25 protein-coding genes and 1 tRNA gene are annotated in these 25,069 nt (G+C 62.4%); 12 read left to right on the forward strand and 14 right to left on the reverse strand.

The window, feature by feature from the left end:
* Positions 1 to 145 precede the first annotated feature (145 nt).
* Positions 146 to 1,351 (forward strand): DUF445 domain-containing protein, encoded by a 1,206-nt coding sequence (locus ABD059_RS02475; protein WP_343877910.1) that lies wholly within the window; start codon positions 146 to 148, stop codon positions 1,349 to 1,351.
* A gap of 135 nt (positions 1,352 to 1,486) precedes the next feature.
* Here ABD059_RS02475 and ABD059_RS02480 read toward each other — a convergent pair whose 3' ends face one another.
* Positions 1,487 to 2,236: a hypothetical protein gene (locus tag ABD059_RS02480; RefSeq protein WP_343877580.1), complete on the reverse strand. Its 750-nt coding sequence runs from the start codon at positions 2,234 to 2,236 to the stop codon at positions 1,487 to 1,489.
* A 108-nt stretch (positions 2,237 to 2,344) separates the two neighbouring features.
* Positions 2,345 to 2,614, reverse strand: coding sequence for a GlsB/YeaQ/YmgE family stress response membrane protein (locus ABD059_RS02485; RefSeq protein ID WP_343877581.1), 270 nt, complete (start codon positions 2,612 to 2,614; stop codon positions 2,345 to 2,347).
* Positions 2,615 to 2,987: 373 nt separating this feature from the next.
* Here ABD059_RS02485 and ABD059_RS02490 point away from each other — a divergent pair, with 373 nt between their 5' ends.
* The 6 genes from ABD059_RS02490 to ABD059_RS02515 all read left to right on the forward strand — a co-directional run bounded on the left by ABD059_RS02490 (position 2,988) and on the right by ABD059_RS02515 (position 9,238).
* Entirely contained in the window at positions 2,988 to 3,242 is a 255-nt protein-coding gene (locus ABD059_RS02490; protein WP_343877582.1) for a DUF6458 family protein, read from the forward strand.
* 147 nt (positions 3,243 to 3,389) lie between these two features.
* Positions 3,390 to 4,157 carry a DeoR/GlpR family DNA-binding transcription regulator gene (locus tag ABD059_RS02495; RefSeq protein ID WP_343877583.1) on the forward strand — a complete coding sequence of 256 codons (768 nt, stop codon included), beginning with the start codon at positions 3,390 to 3,392 and terminating at the stop codon, positions 4,155 to 4,157.
* The gene (locus ABD059_RS02500) at positions 4,154 to 5,164 is read left to right on the forward strand and encodes a 1-phosphofructokinase family hexose kinase (protein ID WP_343877584.1); all 1,011 of its coding nucleotides are present in this window, start codon (positions 4,154 to 4,156) and stop codon (positions 5,162 to 5,164) included. The genes ABD059_RS02495 and ABD059_RS02500 overlap by 4 nt, the downstream gene beginning before the upstream one ends.
* Positions 5,164 to 7,218, forward strand: coding sequence for a PTS fructose transporter subunit IIABC (locus ABD059_RS02505; RefSeq protein ID WP_343877585.1), 2,055 nt, complete (start codon positions 5,164 to 5,166; stop codon positions 7,216 to 7,218). The genes ABD059_RS02500 and ABD059_RS02505 overlap by 1 nt, the downstream gene beginning before the upstream one ends.
* A 22-nt stretch (positions 7,219 to 7,240) precedes the next feature.
* Positions 7,241 to 8,938: a phosphoenolpyruvate--protein phosphotransferase gene (gene ptsP, locus ABD059_RS02510; protein WP_343877587.1), complete on the forward strand. Its 1,698-nt coding sequence runs from the start codon at positions 7,241 to 7,243 to the stop codon at positions 8,936 to 8,938.
* 24 nt (positions 8,939 to 8,962) lie between these two features.
* Complete coding sequence (locus ABD059_RS02515; protein WP_343877589.1) at positions 8,963 to 9,238, forward strand: HPr family phosphocarrier protein; 276 nt, start codon at positions 8,963 to 8,965, stop codon at positions 9,236 to 9,238.
* A gap of 12 nt (positions 9,239 to 9,250) precedes the next feature.
* Here ABD059_RS02515 and ABD059_RS02520 read toward each other — a convergent pair whose 3' ends face one another.
* The 3 genes from ABD059_RS02520 to ABD059_RS02530 are packed head-to-tail and all read right to left on the reverse strand — an operon-like array spanning position 9,251 to position 12,343.
* Entirely contained in the window at positions 9,251 to 10,807 is a 1,557-nt protein-coding gene (locus ABD059_RS02520) for a tripartite tricarboxylate transporter permease (RefSeq protein ID WP_343877590.1), read from the reverse strand.
* Complete coding sequence (locus ABD059_RS02525; protein WP_343877591.1) at positions 10,800 to 11,342, reverse strand: tripartite tricarboxylate transporter TctB family protein; 543 nt, start codon at positions 11,340 to 11,342, stop codon at positions 10,800 to 10,802. Before ABD059_RS02525 ends, ABD059_RS02520 begins: the two co-directional genes overlap by 8 nt.
* Positions 11,343 to 11,347: 5 nt before the next feature.
* Complete coding sequence (locus tag ABD059_RS02530) at positions 11,348 to 12,343, reverse strand: Bug family tripartite tricarboxylate transporter substrate binding protein (protein WP_343877593.1); 996 nt, start codon at positions 12,341 to 12,343, stop codon at positions 11,348 to 11,350.
* Between the two features lie 162 nt (positions 12,344 to 12,505).
* On the opposite strand from ABD059_RS02530, the gene ABD059_RS02535 reads away from it, so the two are divergent.
* Both ABD059_RS02535 and ABD059_RS02540 read left to right on the forward strand, forming a co-directional pair.
* Positions 12,506 to 14,095: an ATP-binding protein gene (locus ABD059_RS02535; RefSeq protein ID WP_343877594.1), complete on the forward strand. Its 1,590-nt coding sequence runs from the start codon at positions 12,506 to 12,508 to the stop codon at positions 14,093 to 14,095.
* Positions 14,092 to 14,829: a response regulator gene (locus ABD059_RS02540; RefSeq protein WP_343877596.1), complete on the forward strand. Its 738-nt coding sequence runs from the start codon at positions 14,092 to 14,094 to the stop codon at positions 14,827 to 14,829. Before ABD059_RS02535 ends, ABD059_RS02540 begins: the two co-directional genes overlap by 4 nt.
* Positions 14,830 to 14,994: 165 nt before the next feature.
* On the opposite strand, the gene ABD059_RS02545 is transcribed toward ABD059_RS02540, so the two are convergent.
* The 5 genes from ABD059_RS02545 to ABD059_RS02565 all read right to left on the reverse strand — a co-directional run bounded on the left by ABD059_RS02545 (position 14,995) and on the right by ABD059_RS02565 (position 17,942).
* A complete protein-coding gene (locus ABD059_RS02545; RefSeq protein WP_343877597.1) occupies positions 14,995 to 15,717 on the reverse strand; it encodes a hypothetical protein in 723 nt (240 codons plus the stop codon).
* Positions 15,714 to 16,448: a hypothetical protein gene (locus ABD059_RS02550; RefSeq protein WP_343877598.1), complete on the reverse strand. Its 735-nt coding sequence runs from the start codon at positions 16,446 to 16,448 to the stop codon at positions 15,714 to 15,716. The genes ABD059_RS02545 and ABD059_RS02550 overlap by 4 nt, the downstream gene beginning before the upstream one ends.
* A gap of 159 nt (positions 16,449 to 16,607) precedes the next feature.
* Positions 16,608 to 16,850 (reverse strand): hypothetical protein, encoded by a 243-nt coding sequence (locus ABD059_RS02555; protein WP_343877600.1) that lies wholly within the window; start codon positions 16,848 to 16,850, stop codon positions 16,608 to 16,610.
* A gap of 203 nt (positions 16,851 to 17,053) precedes the next feature.
* On the reverse strand, positions 17,054 to 17,677 hold the full coding sequence (locus ABD059_RS02560) for a hypothetical protein (protein WP_343877601.1): 624 nt from the start codon (positions 17,675 to 17,677) through the stop codon (positions 17,054 to 17,056).
* A 192-nt stretch (positions 17,678 to 17,869) separates the two neighbouring features.
* Positions 17,870 to 17,942 (reverse strand) — tRNA-Lys (locus ABD059_RS02565).
* Between the two features lie 205 nt (positions 17,943 to 18,147).
* On the opposite strand from ABD059_RS02565, the gene ABD059_RS02570 reads away from it, so the two are divergent.
* The 3 genes from ABD059_RS02570 to ABD059_RS02580 all read left to right on the forward strand — a co-directional run bounded on the left by ABD059_RS02570 (position 18,148) and on the right by ABD059_RS02580 (position 20,712).
* A complete protein-coding gene (locus ABD059_RS02570) occupies positions 18,148 to 18,795 on the forward strand; it encodes a hypothetical protein (protein ID WP_019483960.1) in 648 nt (215 codons plus the stop codon).
* Between the two features lie 288 nt (positions 18,796 to 19,083).
* Positions 19,084 to 19,701, forward strand: coding sequence for a DUF47 domain-containing protein (locus tag ABD059_RS02575; protein ID WP_343877602.1), 618 nt, complete (start codon positions 19,084 to 19,086; stop codon positions 19,699 to 19,701).
* On the forward strand, positions 19,702 to 20,712 hold the full coding sequence (locus ABD059_RS02580; protein ID WP_343877603.1) for an inorganic phosphate transporter: 1,011 nt from the start codon (positions 19,702 to 19,704) through the stop codon (positions 20,710 to 20,712).
* Positions 20,713 to 20,831: 119 nt separating this feature from the next.
* On the opposite strand, the gene pstB is transcribed toward ABD059_RS02580, so the two are convergent.
* The 4 genes from pstB to pstS all read right to left on the reverse strand — a co-directional run bounded on the left by pstB (position 20,832) and on the right by pstS (position 24,974).
* On the reverse strand, positions 20,832 to 21,611 hold the full coding sequence (gene pstB / locus ABD059_RS02585) for a phosphate ABC transporter ATP-binding protein PstB (protein ID WP_343877604.1): 780 nt from the start codon (positions 21,609 to 21,611) through the stop codon (positions 20,832 to 20,834).
* A gap of 28 nt (positions 21,612 to 21,639) precedes the next feature.
* On the reverse strand, positions 21,640 to 22,743 hold the full coding sequence (pstA, locus tag ABD059_RS02590) for a phosphate ABC transporter permease PstA (protein WP_343877605.1): 1,104 nt from the start codon (positions 22,741 to 22,743) through the stop codon (positions 21,640 to 21,642).
* Entirely contained in the window at positions 22,743 to 23,690 is a 948-nt protein-coding gene (gene pstC, locus ABD059_RS02595) for a phosphate ABC transporter permease subunit PstC (protein ID WP_343877606.1), read from the reverse strand. The genes pstA and pstC overlap by 1 nt, the downstream gene beginning before the upstream one ends.
* Before the next feature lie 159 nt (positions 23,691 to 23,849).
* Positions 23,850 to 24,974, reverse strand: coding sequence for a phosphate ABC transporter substrate-binding protein PstS (gene pstS, locus ABD059_RS02600; RefSeq protein WP_343877608.1), 1,125 nt, complete (start codon positions 24,972 to 24,974; stop codon positions 23,850 to 23,852).
* Positions 24,975 to 25,069: the final 95 nt, after the last annotated feature.

Consider the following 25,069-nt stretch of genomic DNA (forward strand, 5'->3'; position numbering starts at 1 on the left):
GGTCAGCCCGGCGTGACTTACCCGGCCATACGCTGCTTTACTGGCTCAGACGGATGCACCCATCTGGCGCACCGCAACCCCCGGAGGATCCTTGAGCTCTCACCTAGCTGGCACTGACGCAGAACGGGCCGCCGGGCTGCGGCGCATGAAAATTGTTGCGACCGGACTGCTCGGTGTCATGGCGCTGATCTTCATTGTCGCGTTCGCGCTGCAGGACCAGTATCCCTGGCTGCAGTATGTGCGCGCCGCTGCGGAAGGCGGCATGGTCGGCGCTCTGGCCGACTGGTTCGCCGTGACCGCGCTCTTCAAACATCCAATGGGCGTCAAGATCCCCCACACAGCCATCATCCCCCGCAAGAAGGACCAGATCGGCGCCTCCCTGGGCCAATTTGTCGAGGAGAATTTCCTCTCCGAAGCGGTGGTGCAGCAGAAGCTCGCCTCGGTGGGAATCGCGCAGAAGGCAGGTGCGTGGCTGGCCACTCCGGGGGGTGCGGATCGGGTAGCCCTTGAGGGAGCAGCCTTGATTCGGGGCGCGTTCACCGTGCTCGACGACGACGCGGTGCAATCCGTGATCGAGTCGATGGTCCGGAAGCACCTGCTCACGCCCCCTTGGGGGCCGCCGGCGGGGAAAATCGCCGAGCGGATTTTTGAGGACGGCCATCACCATCAACTGGTGGACCTTCTGGTGGACCGCGCCGCCGACTGGGTGGACACCAACTATGACCTCGTGTCCGGCCTGGTTTCCCAGCGATCCCCTACCTGGGTGCCCCAGTTTGTGGACGGCCTCGTGGGGGACAAGGTGTACGTGGAGCTGACCAAGTTCATGCGGGCTGTTCAGACCAACCCTGACCATGATGTGCGGCTGGCCCTGGACAAATATCTCAAGGACCTGGCTCAGGACCTGCAGCACGACCCGGTCGTCATCGCCAAGGCCGAAGACATCAAGGCGCAGGTGTTGGGCGACCCTCAGGTGCGCGATCTGGCTGCACGCACCTGGACCACCATCAAGCAGGCCCTGCTGGAAGCGGTGGACGATCCGGACAGCGAGCTGACCCAAAACTTCAAGACGGCTGTCCGGGACTTCGGTCGCCGGCTGTCCACCGACGCGGAGCTGGCCGGGAAGGTCAACCGGTGGATTGCTGATGCGGCGGGCTACCTGGTGCGCACCTACCGCAGCGACATTGCGGCAATCATTACCGAGACCGTAGGCCGCTGGGACGCGGTCGAGACCTCACAGAAGATCGAACTGCAGATTGGAAAGGACCTGCAGTTCATCAGGATCAACGGCACCGTGGTCGGCTCCCTGGCCGGGTTGCTCATCTTCTCTGTTGCGCACGCCGTCTTCGGCTGACTCTCCGGTTCTCCTGGCGGTCAGCCACAGCACCCGGTTCCGGCGAACGCACCTCATCTATCGGGGGCGTTCGCCGGTTTGAGGCGCGGCAGCGTTGACCGGGCGCGTTAGCCGATATGAGGCGCAACCATCGGATCAGCGATCGAGGTCCTTCAGTAGTTCGCCGGGGACCACGTTCGGCGCGGGACCGAAGGCCTGAGCTGTTGCGGTGATCACCGCACGTCCCATGATGTGGTTGCCGGCTCCACCGACGACGGCCCCAATACCAAAGGGAAGAGCCCTACCCAGCAGCGCGCCGCCCTGTTTGGCCAGCATTTTACGGACGAAACGTCTCCGGATGCTGTGGCCGATGGTGCGTGCAATCGGTGAGGATACGCTTCCGCCCAGCACGGTACCCCAGTGCTCTGACGCTCCGCCGCCCGAGCCGCGAAGTACCGACTGAATGAGCGCGAGGCCCTCCTCGCCCATGAGGATGGCCATCACCAGGGTCCGGGCCCGTTCAGGATCACCGGTCTGGACGCCGTGAAGTTCAGCAATGGATTGGGCATACAGAGCCGTGGCTTCGAGAAACCCGACGGTAGCCGCAGCTGAAAGACCCAAAGATGCAATTGTTCCGACGGCGGGCACCACCGCCGTCGCTCCCACCGCTGCGCCGGTGACGGTAATGACTGCCAGATAGTGGCGTTCAAGGTCTGCGCTAATCTCAGCTGCGGTGGCCTGCGGGTGCTTTGCATACATCCGGCGGAGATTCGCAAGCACCAGCGGCCGCTGCACCTCGATGGCCCGCTCAACGGTGCGCTGGATGCCCGCCTTCGGCTTTCCCTCCTTGTCGAAGAGCGCTCCATTGGCCATCCTGGACGCCGGATTAAGATTAGGCAGTTTCATGGCTGGCTTCCTTCACTTGAAAGTGTTCAACACGGCACTAAGGCCGGGGATAGATCACGACAAAAAACGCCGCCGGGTTGCCCCGACGGCGTTCTTTGCACGTCTGAATTAGGCGCGTGACTTGTTCCGGCCGGTGATGGCACCGTAAACAACCAGAACGATCAGCGAGCCGCCGATAGCCAGCAGCCATGACTCAAGCGAGAAGAATTCGTTCATGTCGGCACCGAACAGCGCGCTGCCGATCCAGCCGCCGAGCAGTGCGCCGACAACGCCCAGGATGAGGGTGATTACCCAGCCGCCAGCCTGCTTGCCGGGAAGGATGAGCTTGGCGATTGCGCCAGCGATGAGGCCTAGAAGAAGGAATGCGAAGAAACCCATGGAATACTCCTTGTAATCGGGTCTTGTCTACGAGTGATACGTATAACAAAAGTGCTGTAATGCAGGATGTCCCCACACAAGCTTTCAACCATCCTACTTCATCAGCGTGCTTAGCTTTGAATTAGCGCGGTGCTGAGTTCATTAAACCTCCAAGGCTGGGTTTTTCAATAGACCACGCCGGTATTGATTTGATAACAGTTAGTCGTTTTGGTAGTCGCGGCGCGCGGGGTCAAGCAGCCCAGTTAACGGCCATAAACTGGAAGCACAGTATGCTGACGACTACGTCACACTGATACGCCGGGCGGATCACCGGATTCGCCCCGCCGGCCAATTCAGCCGCCGCCTGCGTTATATCGAAGGAGTAGTAGACAGAATGAGAATCGGTTCTTCAATCGTCCTTATTGCACTGGGTGCAATTCTTGCTTTTGCCGTCGCGGATGGCGTCGACTTCGTCGACCTCACCCTGGTGGGTTACATCCTGATGGGTGTCGGAGTACTCGGGCTCATTATTTCACTGGTAATGAATGCGCCCCGCAGCCAGCGTCGGGTCTCCGAATCCCGTTCGGTCCAGGACCCCAACACCGGCGAGACAGTCACTCGCAACGAGACACGCGATGGCGGCATCTAGCACCACCCCGCAAAGAGAAGGCGCTGCCAGCCCAGGCTGGTGGCGTTTTTTCTGCCAAAAAATGATTGACAAACAAAGATAAACACAGATATAGTCACTCAATCAGACATTTACTGTGATGATAGTCACCGCCGCAAGGAGGCCGCAGTGTTCGCCGAAGAACGCCATAGCAGGATCGCCACACTCGTCGTAGCCGAGGGTCGCGTCAGCGTCGCCGAACTCGCTGAGCGCTTTAACATCACCAGGGAGACAGTCCGGCGCGACCTGGCACTCCTGGAAGATGCCGGGGTGTTGCGCCGGGTTCATGGGGGTGCGGTTACGGGCGGCTACAGCAGTACCAGCGAATTGAGCCTAAACAGCCGCGCTGGTCAACATCAGAATGAAAAGGCACGCATCGCCAAGGCCGCCCTGAGCATGATTCCCGATGCCGGATCAATAGTCCTCGACGCTGGCACCACGACCGGCCACCTCGCCGAATTGCTGGCACACGAGGCCAGAGCAGACCTGGTGGTCATCACCCACGCCGTTCCTATCGCGCAGTCGATCGCGTCCTCCAATCTGCACCTTGAACTGGTGGGAGGGAGGGTACGTGGCCTAACGAGCGCCGCTGTCGGAAGCCACACCATCGATCGTTTCACCGGCTACCGCCCCGATATTGCCTTCGTGGGGGCGAACGGCGTTCACTCGACCTTCGGGCTGAGCACACCTGACCCCGACGAAGCTGCAGTAAAGACCGCCATTGTCAGGTCGGCACGCCGCGTGATCGCGGTGGTGGACGCTTCCAAACTGGAGCAGGAGACTCTTGTCGGCTTCGCTTCCCTGACCGACATTGACACCTTGGTTACCGACCGGACACCCACCTCAGTCCTGGCTGCGGCTCTGGCGGACGCCGATGTAGAGGTGGTGGTCGCGTGATCATCACCCTGACCGTGAATCCCAGCCTCGACCGGACTGTCGAGCTTGCCGATGAACTGGTGCGCGGCAGCGTCCAGCGTGCCACCACAGCGCATCAGGAATCCGGGGGCAAAGGCGTCAACGTCTGCCGGGCCCTCAATGCCTCAGAGGTGGCGTCGACAGCTGTGCTCCCCGGCGATCCCGACGACCCGGTGCTCGCAGGCCTCCGCGCCGCTGGCGTACCGTTCCGGAACGTGCCGATCGGAACCTCACTCCGTAGCAATATCACCCTGACGGAACCTGACGGCACCACCACCAAGATCAACGAGCCTGGGCCGATCCTCGGATCGGCCCAGCTTGACCTCCTACTGGAAACGGTGGTGTCTGAATGCTCAGGAGCCACCTGGCTGGTACTGGCCGGTTCGCTTCCGCCGGGAGTCCCGACCACGTTCTACGCAACGGTGATCCAGGCGGTCAGGGCTCGCTACCCCGGGAACTCACCACTGATCGCTGTCGATTCCTCTGGTGCGCCGCTCACCGACAGTCTGGCCACTGGGATTACGCCGGATCTACTGAAACCCAACGCCGAGGAGCTCGCCGAGCTGAGCGGCGTAGCCGACGGCGAGGCGCTTGAGGCTGACCCCGCCCTGGCTGCGGCCGCTGCTACCGCACTGGTCGATACCGGCGTCGGCGCGGTCTTGGCCACCCTGGGGGCCCGCGGAGCACTTCTGGTCACCGGCAACGAATCGTGGCAGGCAACGCACCCGCCGGTCGCGGCCCGGTCCACCGTTGGCGCCGGGGATTCCGCCCTCGCCGGATACCTGCTGGCCCACACGGCCGGCCAGTCCCCTGAGGACTGTCTGAAACAGGCGGTCGCCCACGGATCCGCGGCTGCCGCGCTGCCCGGCTCGACGGTTCCGGCACTGCACCAGACCACGCCGGACGCCGTCGTTACCCACCGCCTTCCACACACCACCACCCCCACCCATACCCCGCTCGATGCACCACTTCCAAAGGAGGAAGATTAATGGCACAGCTGATTACGACCGAGCTCGTCACACTGGATCAAGACCTGGGCTCTGACCGTCAGCAGGTGATCCGCCGGTTGGCGGATCAGGTTGCTGCCACCGGCAGGGCAACCGCCGCAGACGGCCTCTACGCCGACGCGCTGGCCCGGGAGGAGAAGACCGCCACTGGCATTCCGGGCGGCATTGCCATCCCTCACTGCCGGTCCACCTCGGTTACCGAGCCGACGCTCGCGATGGCCCGGCTGAACCCCGCCGTGGATTTCGGTGCCAAGGACGGCCCCGCGGACCTGATCTTTTTCATTGCAGCACCCGATGGCGCGGACCAGGAGCACCTGAAGCTGCTCTCGAAACTGGCCCGTTCCCTCATCAAGAAGGACTTCACAGCGGCACTGCGTTCAGCGGCCACCGAACAGGACGTGGTTGACCTCGTCCAGGGCGCGCTCGATGCCGGTCCACGGCAAAGCAGCCAGGCAACACCGGCAACTCCAACCCCATCCAGCGAAGGTGAGCCAGCCCCCGCGGGAACCGGGCATGATACGCCGAAACCCCGCCGGATCGTCGCCGTCACAGCCTGCCCCACCGGCATTGCCCACACCTACATGGCAGCAGATTCGCTGGTTGCCGCTGCCAAGGAGCGCGGGGTGGACCTTCAGGTCGAAACCCAGGGTTCCTCCGGCGCCACTCCCCTACCGGCAGACGTGATCGCCGCAGCGGACGCCGTGATCTTCGCCGTCGACGTCGACGTCCGGGACCGGAACCGTTTCGCCGGTAAGCCCGTCATCACCTCCCCCGTCAAACGGGGCATCGACGAGCCCGGCATGATGGTTGACGAGGCACTGGCCGCCGCCGACAACCCGAACGCACGTCGCGTACAGGGCACCACCGAATCCCAGTCACAGCAGACCGACGACGGCGGTGAAGGCATCGGACGCCAGCTCAAGCGCGCGCTGCTCACCGGTGTCAGCTACATGATTCCGTTTGTTGCGGGCGGCGGTCTTCTGATCGCCCTGGGCTTCCTGCTCGCGGGCTACGAGATTGCCCTGACGAACGCCGACGGTGTTGGTAACGCCGACGCAATGCTGACCCAGTACACCCTGCTCAATTTGCCGCCGGAGGGCCTCGGCGTCTTCCTTGGTGCGGTCTTCTTCAAAATCGGCGGCCTGTCGATGGACTTCCTCATTCCGGCGCTCGCCGGCTACATCGCGTACGCGCTGGCTGACCGGCCGGGCATCGCCCCGGGCTTTGTCGCCGGTGCCGTTGCAGGGTTCATGGGAGCCGGTTTCCTCGGCGGTATTGTCGGCGGCCTGCTGGCAGGCTACATCGCCTTGATGATCGGCCGGATCAAGGTGCCCCGCTGGCTCCGCAGCCTGATGCCCGTGGTCATCATCCCGCTGCTGGCCTCCATCGCCGCGTCAGGGCTGATGATTCTCGTCCTCGGTGGACCGATCGCTTCGCTGACCGCCTCCCTCAATGACTGGCTCTCGGGCATGACCGGCGCGGCAGCTATCCTTCTCGGAGTGATTCTCGGCCTGATGATGGCCATCGACCTGGGCGGACCCATCAACAAGGTCGCCTACTCCTTCGCCGTCGCCGGACTAGGTGCCGGTGCTGTGGCCAATCAGGCACCGTGGGAGATCATGGCAGCAGTCATGGCCGCAGGAATGGTTCCACCGCTCGCCATGGCACTCGCCACCGTGCTCGACCGCCGCCGCTTCTCGGTGGCCGAACGGGAGAATGGAAAGGCTGCATGGTTGCTGGGCGCAGCGTTCATCTCCGAAGGCGCAATTCCCTTTGCAGCGGTCGATCCACTGCGCGTCATTCCCGCCAGCATGCTGGGCTCAGCAGTGACTGGAGCCATCATCATGGGCTCCGGGGTCACCTCACAGGCACCGCACGGTGGTATCTTCGTCTTCTTTGCCATCGGGAATGTCGCTATGTTTATTGTGGCAGTCCTTGTGGGCACGATTATCTCGGCGCTCACGGTGGTAGCCCTGAAACGCTTCGCCACGCGGAAGACCGAAGACACCCCCGTCATCGAGACGGTCGCCGCCTAACCGAACCCGGGAGGGTCTTTCAATGACGAAACTTACCGGAGTCGGGGTTAGCCCCGGCCGCGTGATCGGGCCTGTCCTGCAGATGCCTGCCAGCGCAAGAGAACCGCGCGCTGACGAGCGGTGGGGGGCGGACACAACCGCCGAGGCAGAGACCGCACGGCTGAAGACGGCCTCCAAGGCTGTCCAGGCCGAGCTGAAGCGACGCGCCGATGCCGCGACGAAGGACGCGAGCGCAGTGCTGGAAGCAACAGCAATGATGGCAGCCGACCCGATGCTACTGAAATCAGCGGCCAAACTCATTGCCGCCGGCACCTCAGCTGAACGCGCCGTGTGGGAAGCCGGTTCGGCCGTGGCAGAGATGTTGTTGAGTCTCGGCGGTTACATGGCCGAACGGACGCAGGACGTTCACGACGTGCGGGCGAGGCTGGTGGCTGAACTGCGCGGGCTTCCAGCTCCGGGAGTTCCGACCTCCGAGCAACCCTTCATCCTCGCGGCAGAGGACCTTGCCCCGGCGGACACGGCAACCCTCGACTCCACCCAGGTCCTGGCTCTGATTACCAGCAGCGGTGGCCCTCAGTCCCACACCGCGATCCTTGCCCGCGCGCTGGGCCTCCCGGCAGTTGTGGCAGCAACCGGTGCTGACGCCATCGAGGCCGGGACGAGTGTGTACGTTGACGGTGCGACCGGCACCATCATCACCGACCCCGGCGACGACGAGCGCGCTGCGGCGGCCCGATGGGTCGAACAGACGGCTGCACTCGGGACGTTCAACGGAACGGGTACCACGTCCGACGGACACTTGGTGCCGCTGTTGGCGAACGTGGGGTCCGGCAAGGATGCTCGCGCTGCAGCAGCTGCCGGGGCCGAAGGCGTGGGTCTGCTCCGTACCGAGTTCTGCTTCCTGGATCGTGAGACGGAGCCCAGCGGCGAAGAGCAGGCGTCAGCCTACCGGGAAGTGTTCGATGCGTTTCCGGGCCGCAAGGTGGTGGTCAGGACACTCGACGCGGGCGCTGACAAACCGCTACCGTTCCTCACCGACGCCTCGGAGCCCAACCCTGCGCTGGGAGTCAGAGGGTACCGGACCGGAACCGTCAGCCCCGGAGTGCTAACCCGCCAGCTTCAGGCGATCGCCAGGGCCGCCGCCGACACGGAAGCGGAGGTATGGGTGATGGCACCGATGATCTCGACTGCCGCCGAGGCCAAATCCTTTGGTGAAATGTGCCTGGCCGAGGGTCTTGACCAGCCCGGCGTGATGGTCGAAGTACCTTCGGCAGCGCTGACGTCCGAAGCCATCCTGCAGCATGTGGGGTTCGCCTCGCTGGGCACGAATGACCTCACCCAGTACACGATGGCCGCCGACCGGCAGCTGGGACAGTTGGCCACCCTCAACGACTCGTGGCAGCCTGCCGTGCTGCAGCTGATCAAACTCACTGTCGCCGGCGCTGAGTCGGCAGCCGCAGGCACTGCGGAGGCGAAGCCGGTGGGGGTGTGTGGCGAGGCCGCGGCTGACCCCGCCCTCGCCGTCGTGCTGGTCGGTTTGGGCGTGCAGACGCTCTCCATGTCAGCTCGATCGCTCCCCACCGTCGCGGCGGTCCTCGCCTCAGTGACCCGCACCGAAGCCCAGGAGCTGGCAGCCCTGGCCCTCGCCGCTCCGACAGCCGACCTCGGACGCACCGCCGTCCGTGAACGGCTCCCCATTCTGGAAACCCTGGGCCAGTAAGCGCCCCAACCAAGGAGGAACCCTATGTCAGAACGCAAAGCCACAGTCGCGAGCCGGGTCGGCCTGCATGCACGGCCAGCAGCAATCTTCGCTGAGGCGGCAGGTGAGCTCCCCCTGGAAGTCACCATCGCCATGGAGGGTGAACCAGCTGAAGATGCGATGGATGCCTCAAGCATCCTGTCGCTGATGGGGCTCGGGGCCTCCCACGGCGACGTCGTCGTACTTCGTGCAGACGGCGACGGCGCCGAGGAGGCCCTCGAGTCCCTGGCGAAGATCCTGGAAACAGACCACGACGCCTAGACGGATCTACGCCTAGGCTCGGGCCTGGTCTCCCCCTCCACTGGTGATCGACGCGTCAGCCATTGACGATTCCATCGCCTTCTGGCGCTTCTTCATCCAGAACGACAGGGCGAAGATCAGCGCGAGGGTCGCGTAAATCACCGCCGCGATCGGTGAGGTAATCAGCGCGGTTGGATCACCCTGCGAGATGGCCATGGACCGGCGGAGCTGATCCTCGAAGATGGGACCGAGGATCAGCCCCACCACCAGCGGTGCGATCGGGTAGCCGTAGCGGCGCATGAAAAACCCGAGAATGCCGATGATTAGTAGAATCCAGACATCCACCGGCGTGAAGTTCACCGAGAACGCCCCCAGCGCTGCAAAGACCAGGATCCCTGCGTACAGGTAGGGACGGGGGATCTGAAGAATTTTCACCCATAGCCCCACCAGCGGCAGGTTCAACACCAGGAGCATCAGGTTGCCGACGTAGAGGCTGGCAATCAGGGCCCAGACCAGCGCGCCTTCGACCTCGAACAGCAGGGGGCCAGGCTGGATCTGGTAGCGCTGGAATGCCACCAGCATAATCGCCGCCGTGGCGGTGGTGGGGATGCCCAGCGTTAGCAGCGGAACCAGCACCCCCGCAGCGGCAGCGTTATTGGCCGATTCGGGGCCGGCGACCCCCTCGATGGCACCCTTTCCGAACTGCGCTTTGTCCTCCCCCTTGGCGAGCTTGCGTTCAGCCGCGTAGGAGACGAAGGTGGCGACGTCGGCGCCGCCTGCCGGAATGGTCCCAATGGGAAACCCGATGAAAGTGCCCCGTAGCCAGGGCTTCCAGGACCGGCGCCAGTCCTCACGCTTCATCCACTTCCGCCAGTTGCCGCTGACCGGGATCACATCGACCGCCCCGTGACGCATCCGCGAAGCGATGTAGAGCGCCTCGCCCATCGCGAAAAGCGCCACAGCAACCAGCACCACATCGATACCGTCGGTGAGGAAGGGATTGCCAAAGGTATAGCGCTGCTGGGCCGTCAGGGCGTCAACACCAACCAGGGCAAGGAACAACCCGATACACAGTGAAGCGAGCCCGCGCAGCACCGAGGCGCCCAGGAGCGCGCCCACGGTCAGGAAGGCAACGACCATCAGCGCAACGTACTCAACCGGACCAATCTGAACGGCGAACTCGGCGAGCATTGGGGCGAGGAAGGTCAGCAGAACTGTGGCAATGGTGCCCGCGACGAACGAGCCTAGCGCCGCCGTCGCCAGCGCGGCAGCCCCGCGACCCGCTTTGGCCATCTTGTTGCCCTCAAGGGCAGTGACCACGGACGCCGATTCACCCGGCGTGTTCAGCAGGATCGACGTCGTCGACCCGCCGTACATGCCGCCATAATAAATGCCGGCGAACACAATGATTGCGGCAGTCGGGTCGAGGCTGTAGGTGATGGGCATCAGCAGTGCGATGGCCATCGCCGGGCCGATCCCGGGGAGCACCCCAACCGCAGTTCCCACGAGCACGCCGCCCAGGGCGAACAGCAGGTACATCGGCTGCATAGCAACCGAGAAACCCTCCATCAGGGCCATGAAGTTATCCATTGAAGATCTCAACCCCTTCCAGGAGGAACCCGGCGGGCAGCGAGACACCCAGGAGACCGGCAAACACGAACTGCAGCACCAGCGCCATGACGACGGCGATCACCGCGTTGCGCCACCATGACAGGCTGCCCAGAGTCCAGCTGGCCCCGAAGAACAGGACCGCAGCGGCAACCGGCCAGCCTGCCGGCACGATGAGCAGGATGTGCAGCGCGACGAACCCCACCAGCTTGGCAACCGTCAGCCAGTCGGTTTTCGCGTTGGGGTCCACGTCTTCGCCCTCTTCGGGTGCGCCCCGACGGCCTCTCAACAGCTGAATGATGATGGCGGTGCCCAGGAAAATCAGCAGACCTGACACGATGAATGGGAATTCGCGGGGGCCGATACCGGTGGCTGACGGCGGCGTCTTGATGCCTGCGCCAGCAACCAACCCGACAATGCCGAGGCTGAGGACCCCAGCCGCAAAAATGATTTCTCCGATGGGCCGACCGGCGGCGTGACTGCCGCCAGCCTGGACCTCTGGTGAGTGAGTGCTCATAGCGGCTACAGCAGACCGATGTCTGTCAGGGTCGTCTTGACCGTTTCAATGTCCTCGTCGAGGAATGTCTGGAACTCCTCGCCGACGAGGAAAGCATCAGCCCAGTTGTTCTCGGTCAAGGTCTCCTGCCACGATTCAGTTTCGTGGAGGTCGGTGATCAGCTCGGTCAGGACGGCTGTTTGCTCCTCGTCGATCGTGCCTGGAGCAACGACGCCGCGCCAGTTGGTCAAGACCACGTCTATACCCTGATCGGTGAGGGTCTCAACCTCGGGCACCTGACCGGCAGGTTCCCCGCCGGAGACTGCCAGTGCGCGAACCGTTCCGGCTTTGACCTGCTCGGCGTATTCGCCGACGCCTGAGATACCAGCAGATACCTGGTTGCCCAGCAAAGCAGCCAACGATTCGCCGCCGCCGGAGTACGGAATGTAGTTGAGCTTGTCGGGGGCCACGCCCTCGGCCTCGAGGATCATTCCAGCGAGGATGTGGTCCGCACCTCCGGCCGAGCCGCCAGTGATCGATACTGCCTGCCCGTTCTCGTCGATGTCAGTCACCAGGTCCTCAATGGTCTGGTACGGGGAATCAGCTGGCACGACGACGATCAGCGGCTCGTCGGTAAGCCGCGCAATTGGCGTGGTGTCCTCAATCCGGGTTTCCGCGGAATTGGTCTCCACTGCACCCACCATGACGTAGCCCATCACCATGAGGGTGTTGGGGTCCTGTTCGGTGGCGAGTTGGGCCAGGCCGTTGGTGCCGCCGGCACCGCCGACGTTGACCACTGAGGCGCTCCCAACCAGCTCGTTCTCTTCGAGATCGGCCTGGATGGCTCTTCCGGTCTGATCCCAGCCGCCGCCCGGATCGGCGGGAACCACGATGTTCAGGCGATCTATGCCGCCTTCGGGGGTTTCGCCACTGCTGTCACCGCACGCCGACAGTACCAATACCGATGCGGCCGCCGCCGCGACCAAAGCTGAACTGCGCTTCATTGGGCGATCAAGCTTCATGATGAATTCCTTTCCTGGGCGTGATGCAGATCACCAAGCCGTCCGGTTCATCGTAGGGAGCCATGATCTGGTGGAGAAGAATATGGACATAACGCGCGTATTGGTCATTACGGTCATGAGATCCGCGGCGTCGAATGGGCCCTGACGTGCCAAAATGGCTTCATGATCCAATCAATGTCGCTTAGGTCACAGTTGTTTCTTCTGCAGCTGTCGATCGTGCTGATCATTGTTCTCATCGCTGGGTCAGTGGCAATCCGAATGCAGGAGCAGCAGATTCGCGATGCGTACGAATCGCGAATGGTTGGGGTAGCCCAGTCGGTGGCGCAACTGCCCACCATCATCGAAGCGTTCGACGATGAACGTCCCAGCGACACCATCCAGCCGATAGCAGCCCTGATTGCCCAGTCGACCAACGTCACCTACGTGGTGGTCACCGATGACTCCGGGATCCGCTATTCACATCCGAACCCGGACATGATCGGGAGCATGGTCTCCACCGATCCCTCAGTTCCGCTGTCGGGAGAAACGTTCGTGGGTACCCAGACAGGAACGCTGGGAGAGTCGTGGCGCGTGAAGGTCCCCATTTTCGCTGCTGACGACTCGGTGATCGGTACCGCCTCAGTGGGAATCCTCGAGTCCCGGCTCAGCCAGGATCTTCAGGAGGATCTGCCCCAGTTGCTGGTCTGGCTGATCGCTGCGGCCCTGATGGGATCAGCAGGAGCCATTTACGTGTCCCGTCTGGTCTGGCGCCGGATCTACAAACTCGAACCTGAAGAAATTGCCACCTTGCTCGAGACCAGGGACGCCATGTTGCACGGCATCGGCGAAGGAGTGGTCGCCGTCGACGAACGCGGGAACCTGGCACTCATTAACGATGAGGCGCGGCGGTTGCTGGGTCTAGATGACTCGGCCGTTGGGCGTCCCATCGACGATGTGCTGGAACCAGCACTCGGCGGGATGCTCAATTCGGACGGGGCGGTGGAAACCACAGTGCTGGTGGGCGAACGGGTACTCCTGGCCCAAGCCAACCGCGCAGTTGTTGACGGTAGACGGGTGGGTAGCGTGCTGATCCTCCGTGACCGCACGGAACTGCACCAGTTACTCCAGGACCTGGACGGGGCCCGGGATGTCACCCAGGCTTTACGCGTGCAGGCTCACGAGTTCTCCAACAAAATGCACATCATTTCCGGCTTGCTGGAACTCGACCGAACCGAGCAGGCGGTTGATTTCATCACCCGGTCCGGGCACGGTGGATCGGTGGTCTCAGGCGACCTCTGCCCGGGGATCACCGACCCCGACGCGGCGAGCCTGCTGATGGCGAAGAGTACGATCGGCGAGGAAAAGAACATCCGGGTGATCGTTGACGGGAATTCTACGTTGCATCCCGACGGGACCACTGATCAGGTGACCATCCTGGGAAATTTGATTGACAACGCGATGGAGGCGATCGTCTCCAACGGGACGATCCATATTTCGACTACAGCCAACGAGACGGGGTGCGTGATCACGGTGTCCGACGACGGACCAGGTGTTCCGGAGACTGCACGGCAGCAGATCTTCGAAAGCGGCATCACCACCAAGGCCGATAGCTCATCAGCTGCACGAGGCTTCGGGCTTTCACTGGTTCAGAGGGTGACCGAACGCCGGAAGGGCGAGATCTCCGTGACCGATTCCCCACTGGGAGGTGCCGAGTTCAGGGTCAACCTGACCCCTGCTCCTGCGCCGGTTCCAGTGGGCGTGGAGCGCCAGTGACACAGTTGATCCGCACAGCAGTCATTGATGATGACCGGGAGGTGGCTGGGATCCATACCGGGTTCCTCCTGGCCCATGGAGGGTTTGACGTGGTCGGTGTTGCCTACAACGGAACCGACGGGCTGCGACTGATAACCAACGATCGACCAGAGTTGGTGCTGCTGGATATTCACCTACCGGACCTATCGGGTATTGAGGTACTTCGCGCGGCTCGGAATTTGCCCGGCGATCCCGTGGACATCATTGCCATTACCGCTGCCCGTGAACTCGAGACGGTGCGCGCTGCGATGGCGGGAGGTGTGCTGCACTACCTGGTGAAGCCGTTCAACTCGAAGGTCCTTCTGGAACGTCTTGACCAGTATGTTGCCCATCGGCGCAGCATCATCGAACACAGCGCCGGGGGGTCCCCCACGCTCGATCAGGCGGTGATTGACCGGCTCCTGGGCCCCGCGCAGGAACGACGGGGAGCGGGTGGCGGATCACGATCGTCGCAAAAAACACTCCCGCTTGTCCTGCCGAAAGGACTATCAGGTCCGACCCTTGAAGCTGTGATCGGCGATCTCCGGTCGCACCCCGACGGGTCGTCAGCATCGGAAGTTGCCCTGAGGCTCGGATTGGCGAGGGTGAGCGCTCGTCGCTATCTTGAGTATCTGGTAGCTCGGGACCAAGCGAAAATCACGCCCAAATATGGCGCCGCGGGCCGGCCGGAGAAACGCTACGCCTGGACCGGCTGACCCACAAAGCACGGGTAGGTGCGTCCACCCGTTCTAATGGACGCCCCAACCCGCACTGTAGCTCCGCCGTCCCCCACGGCAAGCGGAGTTACACAATCATAATTTTGACATACGATGATGAAAACGTGAATACCCGGGGGGTAATCAATCACAAATAGTCAAACATCACGCAAGATGATTGGCACGCGGCGTCAACTCAGTCCGCCTTCGTGACGCCCAGATAATCGTCAGGCCGCTCGTCACCAGTAAGATCGCGCCGAAGGGCAGACCGATTTCCCACATTCCAAGGTGCTCCTCGGATACCAGACTCATCACCGCAAAGACTACGACTGCTCCGAAGCCGACGGCCAGCAGCGCCGACGCGCTCCGGTGCGCGGGTCGCCCGGCGGGATCCACAAGACCTTTCAGGGCGGGCAGGATTAGGCAGGCTGCGACGTAAGCCGGGTAGAGCCTCCCCGCTTCCGCGTAAAGACGAACCGTTTCCTGATTCCCGTAGGCGAAGAGGCCGGTAGAGCTTTCTGGGAGGTCGCTGATCGCAAAGAGTACGACGGTAGATAAAACAACCACTGCCAACACCGTGACGCCAATTGGGCCGACGATAAGCCAACGCGTACGTGGCGACCTAAACGCCGCGGCAATGCGGAGCCCAAGCAGCACGAAAACCGCATACAGAGAGAGCCGGATCACGAGATTGGCGATATTGATTCCACCAAGGAGCCTGTCGCAGGGGAGGTAAATCTGCGGCAGGCTCAGGCCCACAGCGATAACCAGCAGGACCAGTGCAACGAAAATCCCCCGCCCCCTCCCCCGGAGGGCATCAGGAAGGCGCAGCAGGACAAACGCTGTGCAAAGCCCCAGCACTATCCACTGGATCACCTGCCCATTCATCCGAGGTTCTCCCAAAGGTCCTGGTCCCGGCTACTGGCTAGCTCGAGCTTTTTCAACGACTTACCCAGCACGTCCAGACGGTCGCGCGCCAGCAGCACCAGCTCCGCATCTGACAACATACCCAACGCCCGATTGCGACCGTCGGCCGGCCATCCACCCTCTGCTGAAGTGAGGAGACTGGTCACAACCAACCCACTGGCGAGCGAGACCCCAGCGACCCGTGCAGCCTCGACTGCGAGTTCAGGTGTCAGCCGGCCAGCAGTGAGCTGCGCTGATAGATTCTGCGGAGCAATCCCTGCCCGGGCGGCGAGTCCCTGACGCAGCTCGCCCCGGTCCACCGCGTCAATCCAAGCCCGCACCGAATTCCGATGCGGAAACGGTGCCAGCTCAAACCGGACGTCCCGGCCGGCCGCCTCCTCATCCTGGCTACGGGCCACAATGAGTTTCAACACATCGATGTGTGAAACCTGGCTGATCAGCTCCGCGTCGGTTGGCTCCCGGATCCCTGTAGGGAGGTCCCGGTAACCATCAAAATTGCCGAGCTCGTGTGCTGGGTTCAACCCATAGGCTCGGGCACTACTGACGACGGTGCCAATCGCCACCTTCCCACGCACCAGCTGCTGGCCGAGGGTGGACCTCTTGATTCCTGCCTTGCGGCAAAGGTCCGCGACAGTGTCGTCGGGCGCAATCCGAGAACGCCACAGCTGAAATGACTTAGCTGTGACCGCCATTACGACCCCTCAATTGGACTTGTAGTGCAAAAGTTGAAGTATACTGAGATCGCTGGCTCCCCATTCTGCGATTCCCCCATACGCAGAACGCGGAGCCAGTCTCAATTTAACGGCCGGCTCCCTTTCGAGGTGGGTGGCACGGCCATCTGGGGCGGCGGGCTACCAGCGGGCCTTCTTTTCTGTCTTGCCCTGCTTCCCGCTGCGGTGGACCGGTTGGTGGTTGGGCCCGGTGCTCCGCGATCCCGCCAGCTTCCCGAAATCTGGGTTCTTTTTCTCCAGCGCAAGCTTGGCCCGTGGGTCATCCTGAAGCTTTTTCGCCGCCAAGTCCGACAACTGTACCGACAGTTCTTCGGGCTTGTCCTGGGATTGGCTTGTGGCGTGGTTTTTCGATTGGTCGGTCATGATGATCCTTAGATAGTCGACCGCCGAACTCGATTCAACGGCCGCTGGGTGAGTAAGAAACGTCGCTCGGAGGCACGGCCTCTACAAGCATGGTTTTCGATAGGAAGCAGGTAATCCCTGAAGGGCTACTCGAAAATTAGTGTTCTCATGTGCCTAAACTTACACGCTGCCCAGCAGGTCGGCCAGAGCTGCACCGGGACTGACTAGATGGATTTGCTGCTGGTCGGCAGTTCGCGCCCCATCGAGTCGGTTGGAATAACTCCGGCGGCCGTCTCGGCTACTCGTAGCGCCGCCTCCAACCCTGCTACGGCCCTTTCGTACTCGGAGCTGTCCACCTCGTCGCCCTCGAACCGCTCCCGCAACAACGCCGCCGTACGCATTGATCGGATCAACTGTGACGTGTCGCTTCGGCTGAGGTCAGTCATCGCCGGGAAGTCGATTGCCGCGGCCGGATCCAGCTCATAGGTGACCCATTGCTGCAGGACTCTCTCGTGCCTGGTCCGCAGGCCTTCGCGCACCTCCCGTATCTTCTCAGCCTGGACCCTGCGTCGGCGTTCACGCTCGCCCCGCCATAGCCAGCCCACTGCTACACCAGCGAAAACCAGCGCCCCTGCGCTGACCACTCCCCCGCTCCCGGGCACTGTTGCTACTGCGCCGATGATGACGAACACGACAGCGAGAAGACCCGAGAATCCGTACCAGAACAGGGAGTCGGCGTCGTCGTTCCGCCTCAGGGACCTGGACAACGCGAAGGCTGTTGCCGCGGAGAGGATCCCCACCAATGCAAGGGCAATCGCCGCGTGAAAGATGAAACTGGCAGCATCCATAAGTTGTCCTCTCAGCGGGGCCGAGGTCTCGAACCGGGGTGGGCCGAAACCGTGGCGCCCAGATGGAATTGCCTACTATCTATTCAAACGCTTAATCGGGCGGAGTCAATCCCCGCTTCTTGCCTGAAACGCAAAGAATCCCCGCCGTTACGCTTAACGGCGGGGATTCCTTGTTCGGGTATCCCACTAAGGTGGGCCCTGAGGGGCTCGAACCCTCGACCCACGGATTAAAAGTCCGATGCTCTACCATCTGAGCTAAAGGCCCGCATCATCCCTGACCACCGAAGTGGTCGAAATGACCTGCCTACATTATCGCATCCTCCCCCGGTGTGCCGAACGCAGCCATTTGGCGCACCGTCGACAGCCGAGTGAGTGAAGAGCAGGTTGTCCCGGATGGTACCGGGCAGCTGAATTCCGCTTCCGGTTCAGCTGCTCTGGCTGGAAGGAAATGGCAGGAGTATCCTCAATTCATGAGCGGCAACTACGAGAACCAGAGTCCACGGCATCATAAGCCCAAGCCCTTCGCGCCACTGGACTTTGAAGTTTTCGCAGGCGGTGCCGATCCCTCAAGGGTGTCGGAGGCCGCCCATCTCTCAGCGCACGCACTGGTTCACCATGGCCGCCTTGCTGACGATCCGGACATCACCCAGCGTCTTGTTGAGTTGGCCGACCAGCAGGGTCTTGAAGCAATCGCGGAGATGTGGGCGGAAAGCCCCGCACGGTCCCTTCCCGGTGCGCTGTGGCGTCTCTATGCCCTCAGGGCGGCTACCCAGCAGAACCCCGAACGCATCGCCGCCTATTTTGAGTCCGGCAAGGATGTGGCGCAGGTCTCCAAGGTCGTCGCTGGCGTTGCCGAGCCACCGGGCGCAGAGGAGGTGCGGTCCATGGCCGACACCATTCTTTCGGGTGCCTTCGAGGGCGAGTTCGATGTCGCACTCGAGCGTTTCGCCGCATTCTGCCGGGTGATTGCCCTGGGCCAGACCCACCATGCCGACGACGCCGAACCAGCCAATGGGGTGCACGCAGCCAAGCTGACCCGCAATTCGCACCAGCTGATCAAGACCGCCGAGGACCTTGAACACGCTGCTGCCTCTTGGCGCCGGGGCGAATTGGACTAGTTGGCGCTGGGACGCCGGTCAATATTGACATGAGCGCACCGGAGGAGAACACTGAAAGTGGTGTCGGACCGTGGAACCCCCGGGCTTCAACATTTAGCCGCTTCGAGCGGCCTTCCGCCGAGAGGCGCTCCCGGTTCGACACCATTTTTGTGCCTACTGAACGAAATCTGAGTGGCAACGGCAATGCAGCCGGGCACCGGGGCGGCGACAACTAGTCGAAATGAGCCTGTCAGTTATTCTTAGGCAGCAACCGATCAACTCGATGCCCCGGCAGGTTAGGTAGTCCACGTGAAGCTTCGCCTCTTCCCACAGGAGGATGCTGGCCTTGTCCTGCTCTCGGACATGGCCCAGCAACTGGTGCTCGGGGTACGCACCATGTCGGGGATTCTCGGGGCGGACAAACGTGACTATGACAGCCTGACTGAGGAACTGCACCAGCACGAGGCGAACTCAACCGATCTCCATTTCGCGTTGCTCACGTCGATGCGCAGCAGCTTCGTCAACCCGCTGCCGCGCGAGGACCTCTACGCCTTGTCCAGGATGCTGAACGAGGCAATTGAGAAGCTCGACGGCGCTGCCGAGCTCATTTCCCTCTACCAACTCAGTAAACTAAGCCGCCGGGCCGCCGAACAGCTTGAGGTGATCACCCGTCAGGCGGAACTCACCGCTGGCGCGATGAAACGACTGAATTCGATGGATGATCTCGAGGAGTACTGGATCGAGATCCTCCGGTTGGCCAAGCGAGCCGAGCGCACCCACCGGATCTGGTGTGCTGAACTCCTCAACGACCACAAACCCCTGATCTATGCCAGACACCGGGATGTGGCCAACCAGCTGGTCGATGTCACCAAGGACATCCGGAAGGTTGCCACCCACGTGGGCAGCATCCTCGTCAAGGAATCATAGGTGGAACTGTTCCTCCTGGGCATGGTCATCGTGCTCGCTGGAGGTTTCGCGTTTCTCAACGGGTTCCACGACGTTTCCAATTCGGTAGCCACTGCCGTGCGCACCAGGGCGCTGACCCCTAGTATCGCCGTGCTTCTGGTGGCGGTCTTCAACCTCATTGGCGCCCTTTTCGGCACCGGCGTCGCCCTCCTCTTCACCGGCGACGCTCTGCGGGTCCCATCCGGACGGGTGGGCCTCGGTATCCTGATTTCAGGCCTTCTCGGTGCGCTGTGCTGGGGGTTGTTCACCTGGTACCGGGGCAAGCCGTCGTCGTCCACCCACGCCCTCATTGGCGGCTTGATTGGGTCCGGTGGGGCTTCGGCCCTGATTGGTGGCGAATCGATCGCAGACTCGGAGCAGGTATTCCTGCTGCAGATCGCCCTGCCCCTGCTGCTCTCGCCGTTGGTGGCGTACCTGCTCGCCTATCTTGCAGTGTTCCCAGCCATCTGGCTGCTACGTTACAGTCCGCCGCGGAAGGTCAATTCGGGTAGCCGAATGGCGCAGTCAGTTCTTGCCGGGGTGTTTGCGCTGGGCCATGGCCTGCAGGACGGTCAACGGACCATGGTGGTGGTGGTCCTCGCTCTGGTGGCAAGCGGTGTTGCGACCGGGACCGATGTGCCCCTCTGGGTTCAGATCTTTGCGGCAGTGCTGCTGGCAACCGGGTCGTTGTTCGGCGGCTGGCGCATCACCCACACCTTGGCGCACCGGCTGGTCCACGTGGACCCGCTGCGGGGGATGGCTGCCCAGGGCGTCAGCTCGGCGATGCTGTTCGTCGGCTCCATCTCGCTGTCGATGCCGCTTTCAAGCACCCACACCATGACCTCGGCCATTCTTGGAGCTGGCGCCAACCAACGGTTCCCGACCGTGCGTGGCCGTGAGGTGGTGAAGGTGCTGATCGTGTGGTTTTCGACGGCGGTCGTCACCGCATTCATCGGCGCAATTCTCTTCCTGGCGATGAGCCCGCTGCTCTAGACCGTGGGTGGCGGTGCCACCGCTGCACCAGCAGAAGCGGCCCCGAGCGTCAGCTCTGCCGGTTGGAACCGGCGGATCTGACCCTGAGGGCCGCTTCTGGGCTTATCCGCCCGGCTTGGCTAGCCGAAACGGCCTGACACGTAGTCTTCGGTGGACTTTTCCTTGGGCCGGTTGAAAATATCGGTGGTGTCGCCAAACTCGATCAGTTTCCCCGGCTTGCCGGTCGCCGCGATGTTGAAAAACGCGGTCTTGTCGGACACTCGAGCGGCCTGCTGCATGTTGTGGGTCACAATTGCCACCGTGTAGTCGTTCTTCAGCTCGTTGATGAGGTCCTCAATGGCGAGGGTCGAGATCGGGTCCAGGGCTGAACAGGGCTCGTCCATGAGGATGACCTCGGGTGAGACTGCAATGGCCCGGGCGATGCAGAGGCGCTGCTGCTGGCCGCCCGAAAGGCCGGATCCGGGGCGCGCCAGGCGGTCCTTGACTTCGTTCCAGAGGTTGGCCCCCCGCAGGGACTTCTCCACGAGCGCGTCGGCATCGGATTTACTGATGCGCTTGCTGTTGAGCTTCACCCCGGCGAGCACGTTGTCACGGATGGACATGGTGGGAAACGGGTTGGGCCGCTGGAAGACCATACCGATCTGGCTTCTCACGTGCACCGGATCCACCGCGTCGTCGTAGAGGTCGTCGCCGTCGAGCAGTACCTCGCCCTCGACGCGAGCGCCGGGAATCACCTCATGCATCCGGTTCAGGGTGCGAAGAAAGGTTGATTTGCCGCAGCCGGAGGGGCCGATGAAGGCGGTGACCGAGCGAGCCTCGATGGTTACGTTGACGTCTTCCACGGCGAGAAATTTGCCGTAGTAGACGTTCAAATCCTTGACGTCGATACGCTTTGACATCTAAATCCTTATGGGTTGTACAGCGCTGTTAGCGGCTGGTTTTGGGGGCGAACATCCGGGCGATGAGGCGGGCTGCGAGGTTCAGGAGCATCACTAGGATGATCAGAATCAGAGCTGCGGCCCAGGCTCGCTGGGTGCTCGGGTCGGTGCTGGTCGGGGAGGTCGGAGTGATGATCTGGTAATAAATGTAGGTGGGAAGGGTGCTCATCCATCCGCTGAAGACGTCGAGGTTGATGCCGCGGGCAAATCCGGCCGTCACCAGGATCGGAGCGGTTTCGCCAATCACACGGGCGATCGCCAGAGTAACCCCAGAGGCTATGCCCGAGATTGCTGTCGGGATGACTACTTTGGTGATGGTCCGCCACTTCCGCACCCCCAACGCGAAGGAGGCCTCGCGGAGCTCGTTCGGCACAATCTTCAGCATCTCCTCGGTTGACCGGACCACCACGGGGATCATCAGCACCGACAACGCGGCGGCGGCGACGAAGCCGGTCCGGGTGCCTGGCCCGAAGATCAGTCCGAACAATGCTGCGGCGAAGAGGCCCGCAACGATGGAGGGGATTCCGGTCATGACATCGACAAAGAAGGTGATCGCCCGGCTGAGTGGTCCGCCCGTCGAGTATTCGACCAGGTAGATGGCCGCCAGCAGGCCTACCGGCACCGAAATGATCGTTGCCCAGAGGGTGATCTGCAGTGTGCCGAGGATCGCGTGATAGGCGCCGCCCAGGACCGGGGTGCCTTCAGCCACCGTCTGGTTATCGATGGCACCGGTCAGCCCGTTCATCGACCGGAACAGGAAGTCGCTGGTCATCCCTGGCATGCCGCGTTCCAGCACGGTCCAAATCACTGACAGCAGTGGCAGTACGGCGATGATGAAAGCGCCGTAGACCAGATAGGTGGCGAACCGGTCTTTGGCTTTGCGGCTGCCCTCTACTGCGCCCGCGGTTGCGGTGCCACCGACCACGAAGAAGATCGCCGAGAAGATTGCCATCGAGACCGGGCTGAACCCGAGCAGAGCCGAGACTGCTGCGCCTAGGATCAGTGCGCCCACCAGAACGGCCCAGATGGACCATTTGGGAAGCTTGTTCTTGGTGAATTGGGACGGCCGCCGGGTCATGGTTGCATTAGTCATTAGTTGGCACCTGAGAATTCCTTATGGCGGCTGATGATCCACCGGGCGATGACGTTGACGGCAAGGGTGATCACGAAGAGCACGAGGCCTGCTGCGATGAGCTCACTCAGGCGAAGTCCGAACGCCTCGGGGAAGTTGAGAGCGATTTCAGCGGCGATGGTCTGGTTGCCTGTTTGAATCAGGCTGGCGTTCAGTGCACCACCAGAGAGAACCAGGGCGACTGCCATCGTTTCGCCGAGCGCGCGGCCCAGGCCCAGCATTGCGGCGCTGATGATCCCCGGCCGGGCGAATGGCAATACCGCCATTTTGATCATTTCCCACCGGGTGGCGCCGAGGGCCAACGATGCTTCTTCGTGGAGTTTGGGGGTCTGGAGGAAGATTTCGCGGCTGAGGGAGGTGATGATGGGCAGCACCATCACGGCCAGCACAATGCTTGCGGTGAGGATGGTTCTCCCGGTGTTACTGGCGGGGCCCTCGAAGATGGGAATCCAGCCGAGGTTGTTGGCCAGCCATTCGTAGGCTACCGCCAGCTGCGGAGCCAACACCGCATAGCCCCAGGCACCGTAGACCACCGAGGGGATGGCGGCCAGCAGGTCGATCAGATAGCCAAACCCCTGGGCAAGCCGCCGGGGTGCGTAGTGCGAGATGAAAAGAGCGACACCGATACCCACCGGGGTGGCCAGGATCAGGGCGATAGTCGCAGCAATGACCGTACCGATAACGATTGGCCAGATGTAGGAAAAGAATCCGCTACCACCGGAGATGTCCGCGGGATCGGCGACGAAGGTGGGGAAGGCCTGAACCAGCAGGAAGACCGCAACACAGAACAACACTGCCAGAATTAGACAGCCAGCCAGCAGGCTGGCTGTTGAGAATATTTTGTCCCCTGATTGACCGCTGTCGCCTTGTCTGCGCAGCGTGTTCGGAGACACAGTCTTCGTGGACACTAGTGAACCCTTCGGTGCTGGTACTTGATTGTTCCTGCTGGGCTGCCGAAAGCGGGCGTCGTCAGCGGTGGAGGTGGTAACTGCATACCAGCCTAATGGCTGGGCGCAAAGGACAACCCCGCCCGGTCGGTGAGGACCGGACGGGGCAATCGAAGCCTCCTAGGAGGCAACTGCAATCGAATCGATTGCGGCCTGGGCCTGCTCGCGCAGCCCGTCCGAGATCGGGGCGTTGCCAGCCGAATCAGCTGAATCAGCCTGACCGTCTTCGCTGATCACGTAGGAGCCGAAAGCCTTGACCAGGTCTACCGTCTCCTGGTCAGGGTAGGTGGCGCAGTAGATGTGGTAGGAAATCAGCACGATGGGGTAAGCACCGGACTCGGTGGTGTCCCGGGTGAGGTTGAACGACATGTCAACCTCGGGTGCGCCTTCCACCTCGGCTGGCTCGGCAACCTCAACGGCACGTGAAGCCGCCTCCGGGGTGAGCGCCACGAATTCTTCGCCGACCTGGACCAGGACCTGACCGAGGTCCCCGACAGCCGAAGCGTCGGTGTAGGTGATGGCGCCTTCTGTGCCCGAGGTGGTCGAGACGACACCGTTGGTGCCCTGTGCGTTCTCGGCGACGATTTCGGCGGGCCAGTCACCCGATACTTCGTCAGTCCACACCTCTGGAGCGGCCGTTGCAAGGTAGTCGACGAAGTTTTCGGTGGTGCCCGATTCGTCGCTACGGTGCACAACAGTGATGGCCAGATCAGGAAGCTCAACCCCGTCATTCTGGGCGGCGATTGCCTCATCGTTCCAGTTGGCGATATCGCCGCGGAATACTGACGCGATGGTTTCGGCGTCCATGTTCAATTCGTCAACGCCGGGCAGATTGAACGCCACGGCGATCGGTGCAATGTAGGCGGGAATGTTGAAAGCGCCATCGGGTCCGCAGACCTCAACTGCCGCAGCGTGCTCTTCCTCATCGAGGTAGGCATCCGAACCAGCGAACTGGACTCCACCACCAGTAAACGCTTCGCGACCGGCGCCGGATCCGTCGGGTGAGTACTGAACGGTTGCGTCGGGGTTGGCTTCCTGGAAGCCGGACTGCCAGGCGGTCATTGCCGCACCCTGGGAGGAAGCGCCGGAGCCCGTCAGCGTGCCGGTTACAGTGCTTTCCGCGGAGCCGTTGTCCCCGGTGGTTGCTGCCGGCTCGTCGGTTGCGCTGTCGGTGCCGCAGGCGGTCAAAGCGAGCGCGGCGACAGAGATTACTGCCGCTGCGCGGCCAAAGCGAAGAACCTTCACTTGATGTTGCCCCTTCCAGGGAGTCGAAAAATTGGTGCTGTGGGCACCTCTGAAGAACGAGGATCTGAATTTTTCAGTGTGCGTTCCTTGACCAA

The organism is Arthrobacter flavus, assembly GCF_039526005.1.
Taxonomy (GTDB): Bacteria; Actinomycetota; Actinomycetes; order Actinomycetales; family Micrococcaceae; genus Arthrobacter_D; species Arthrobacter_D flavus.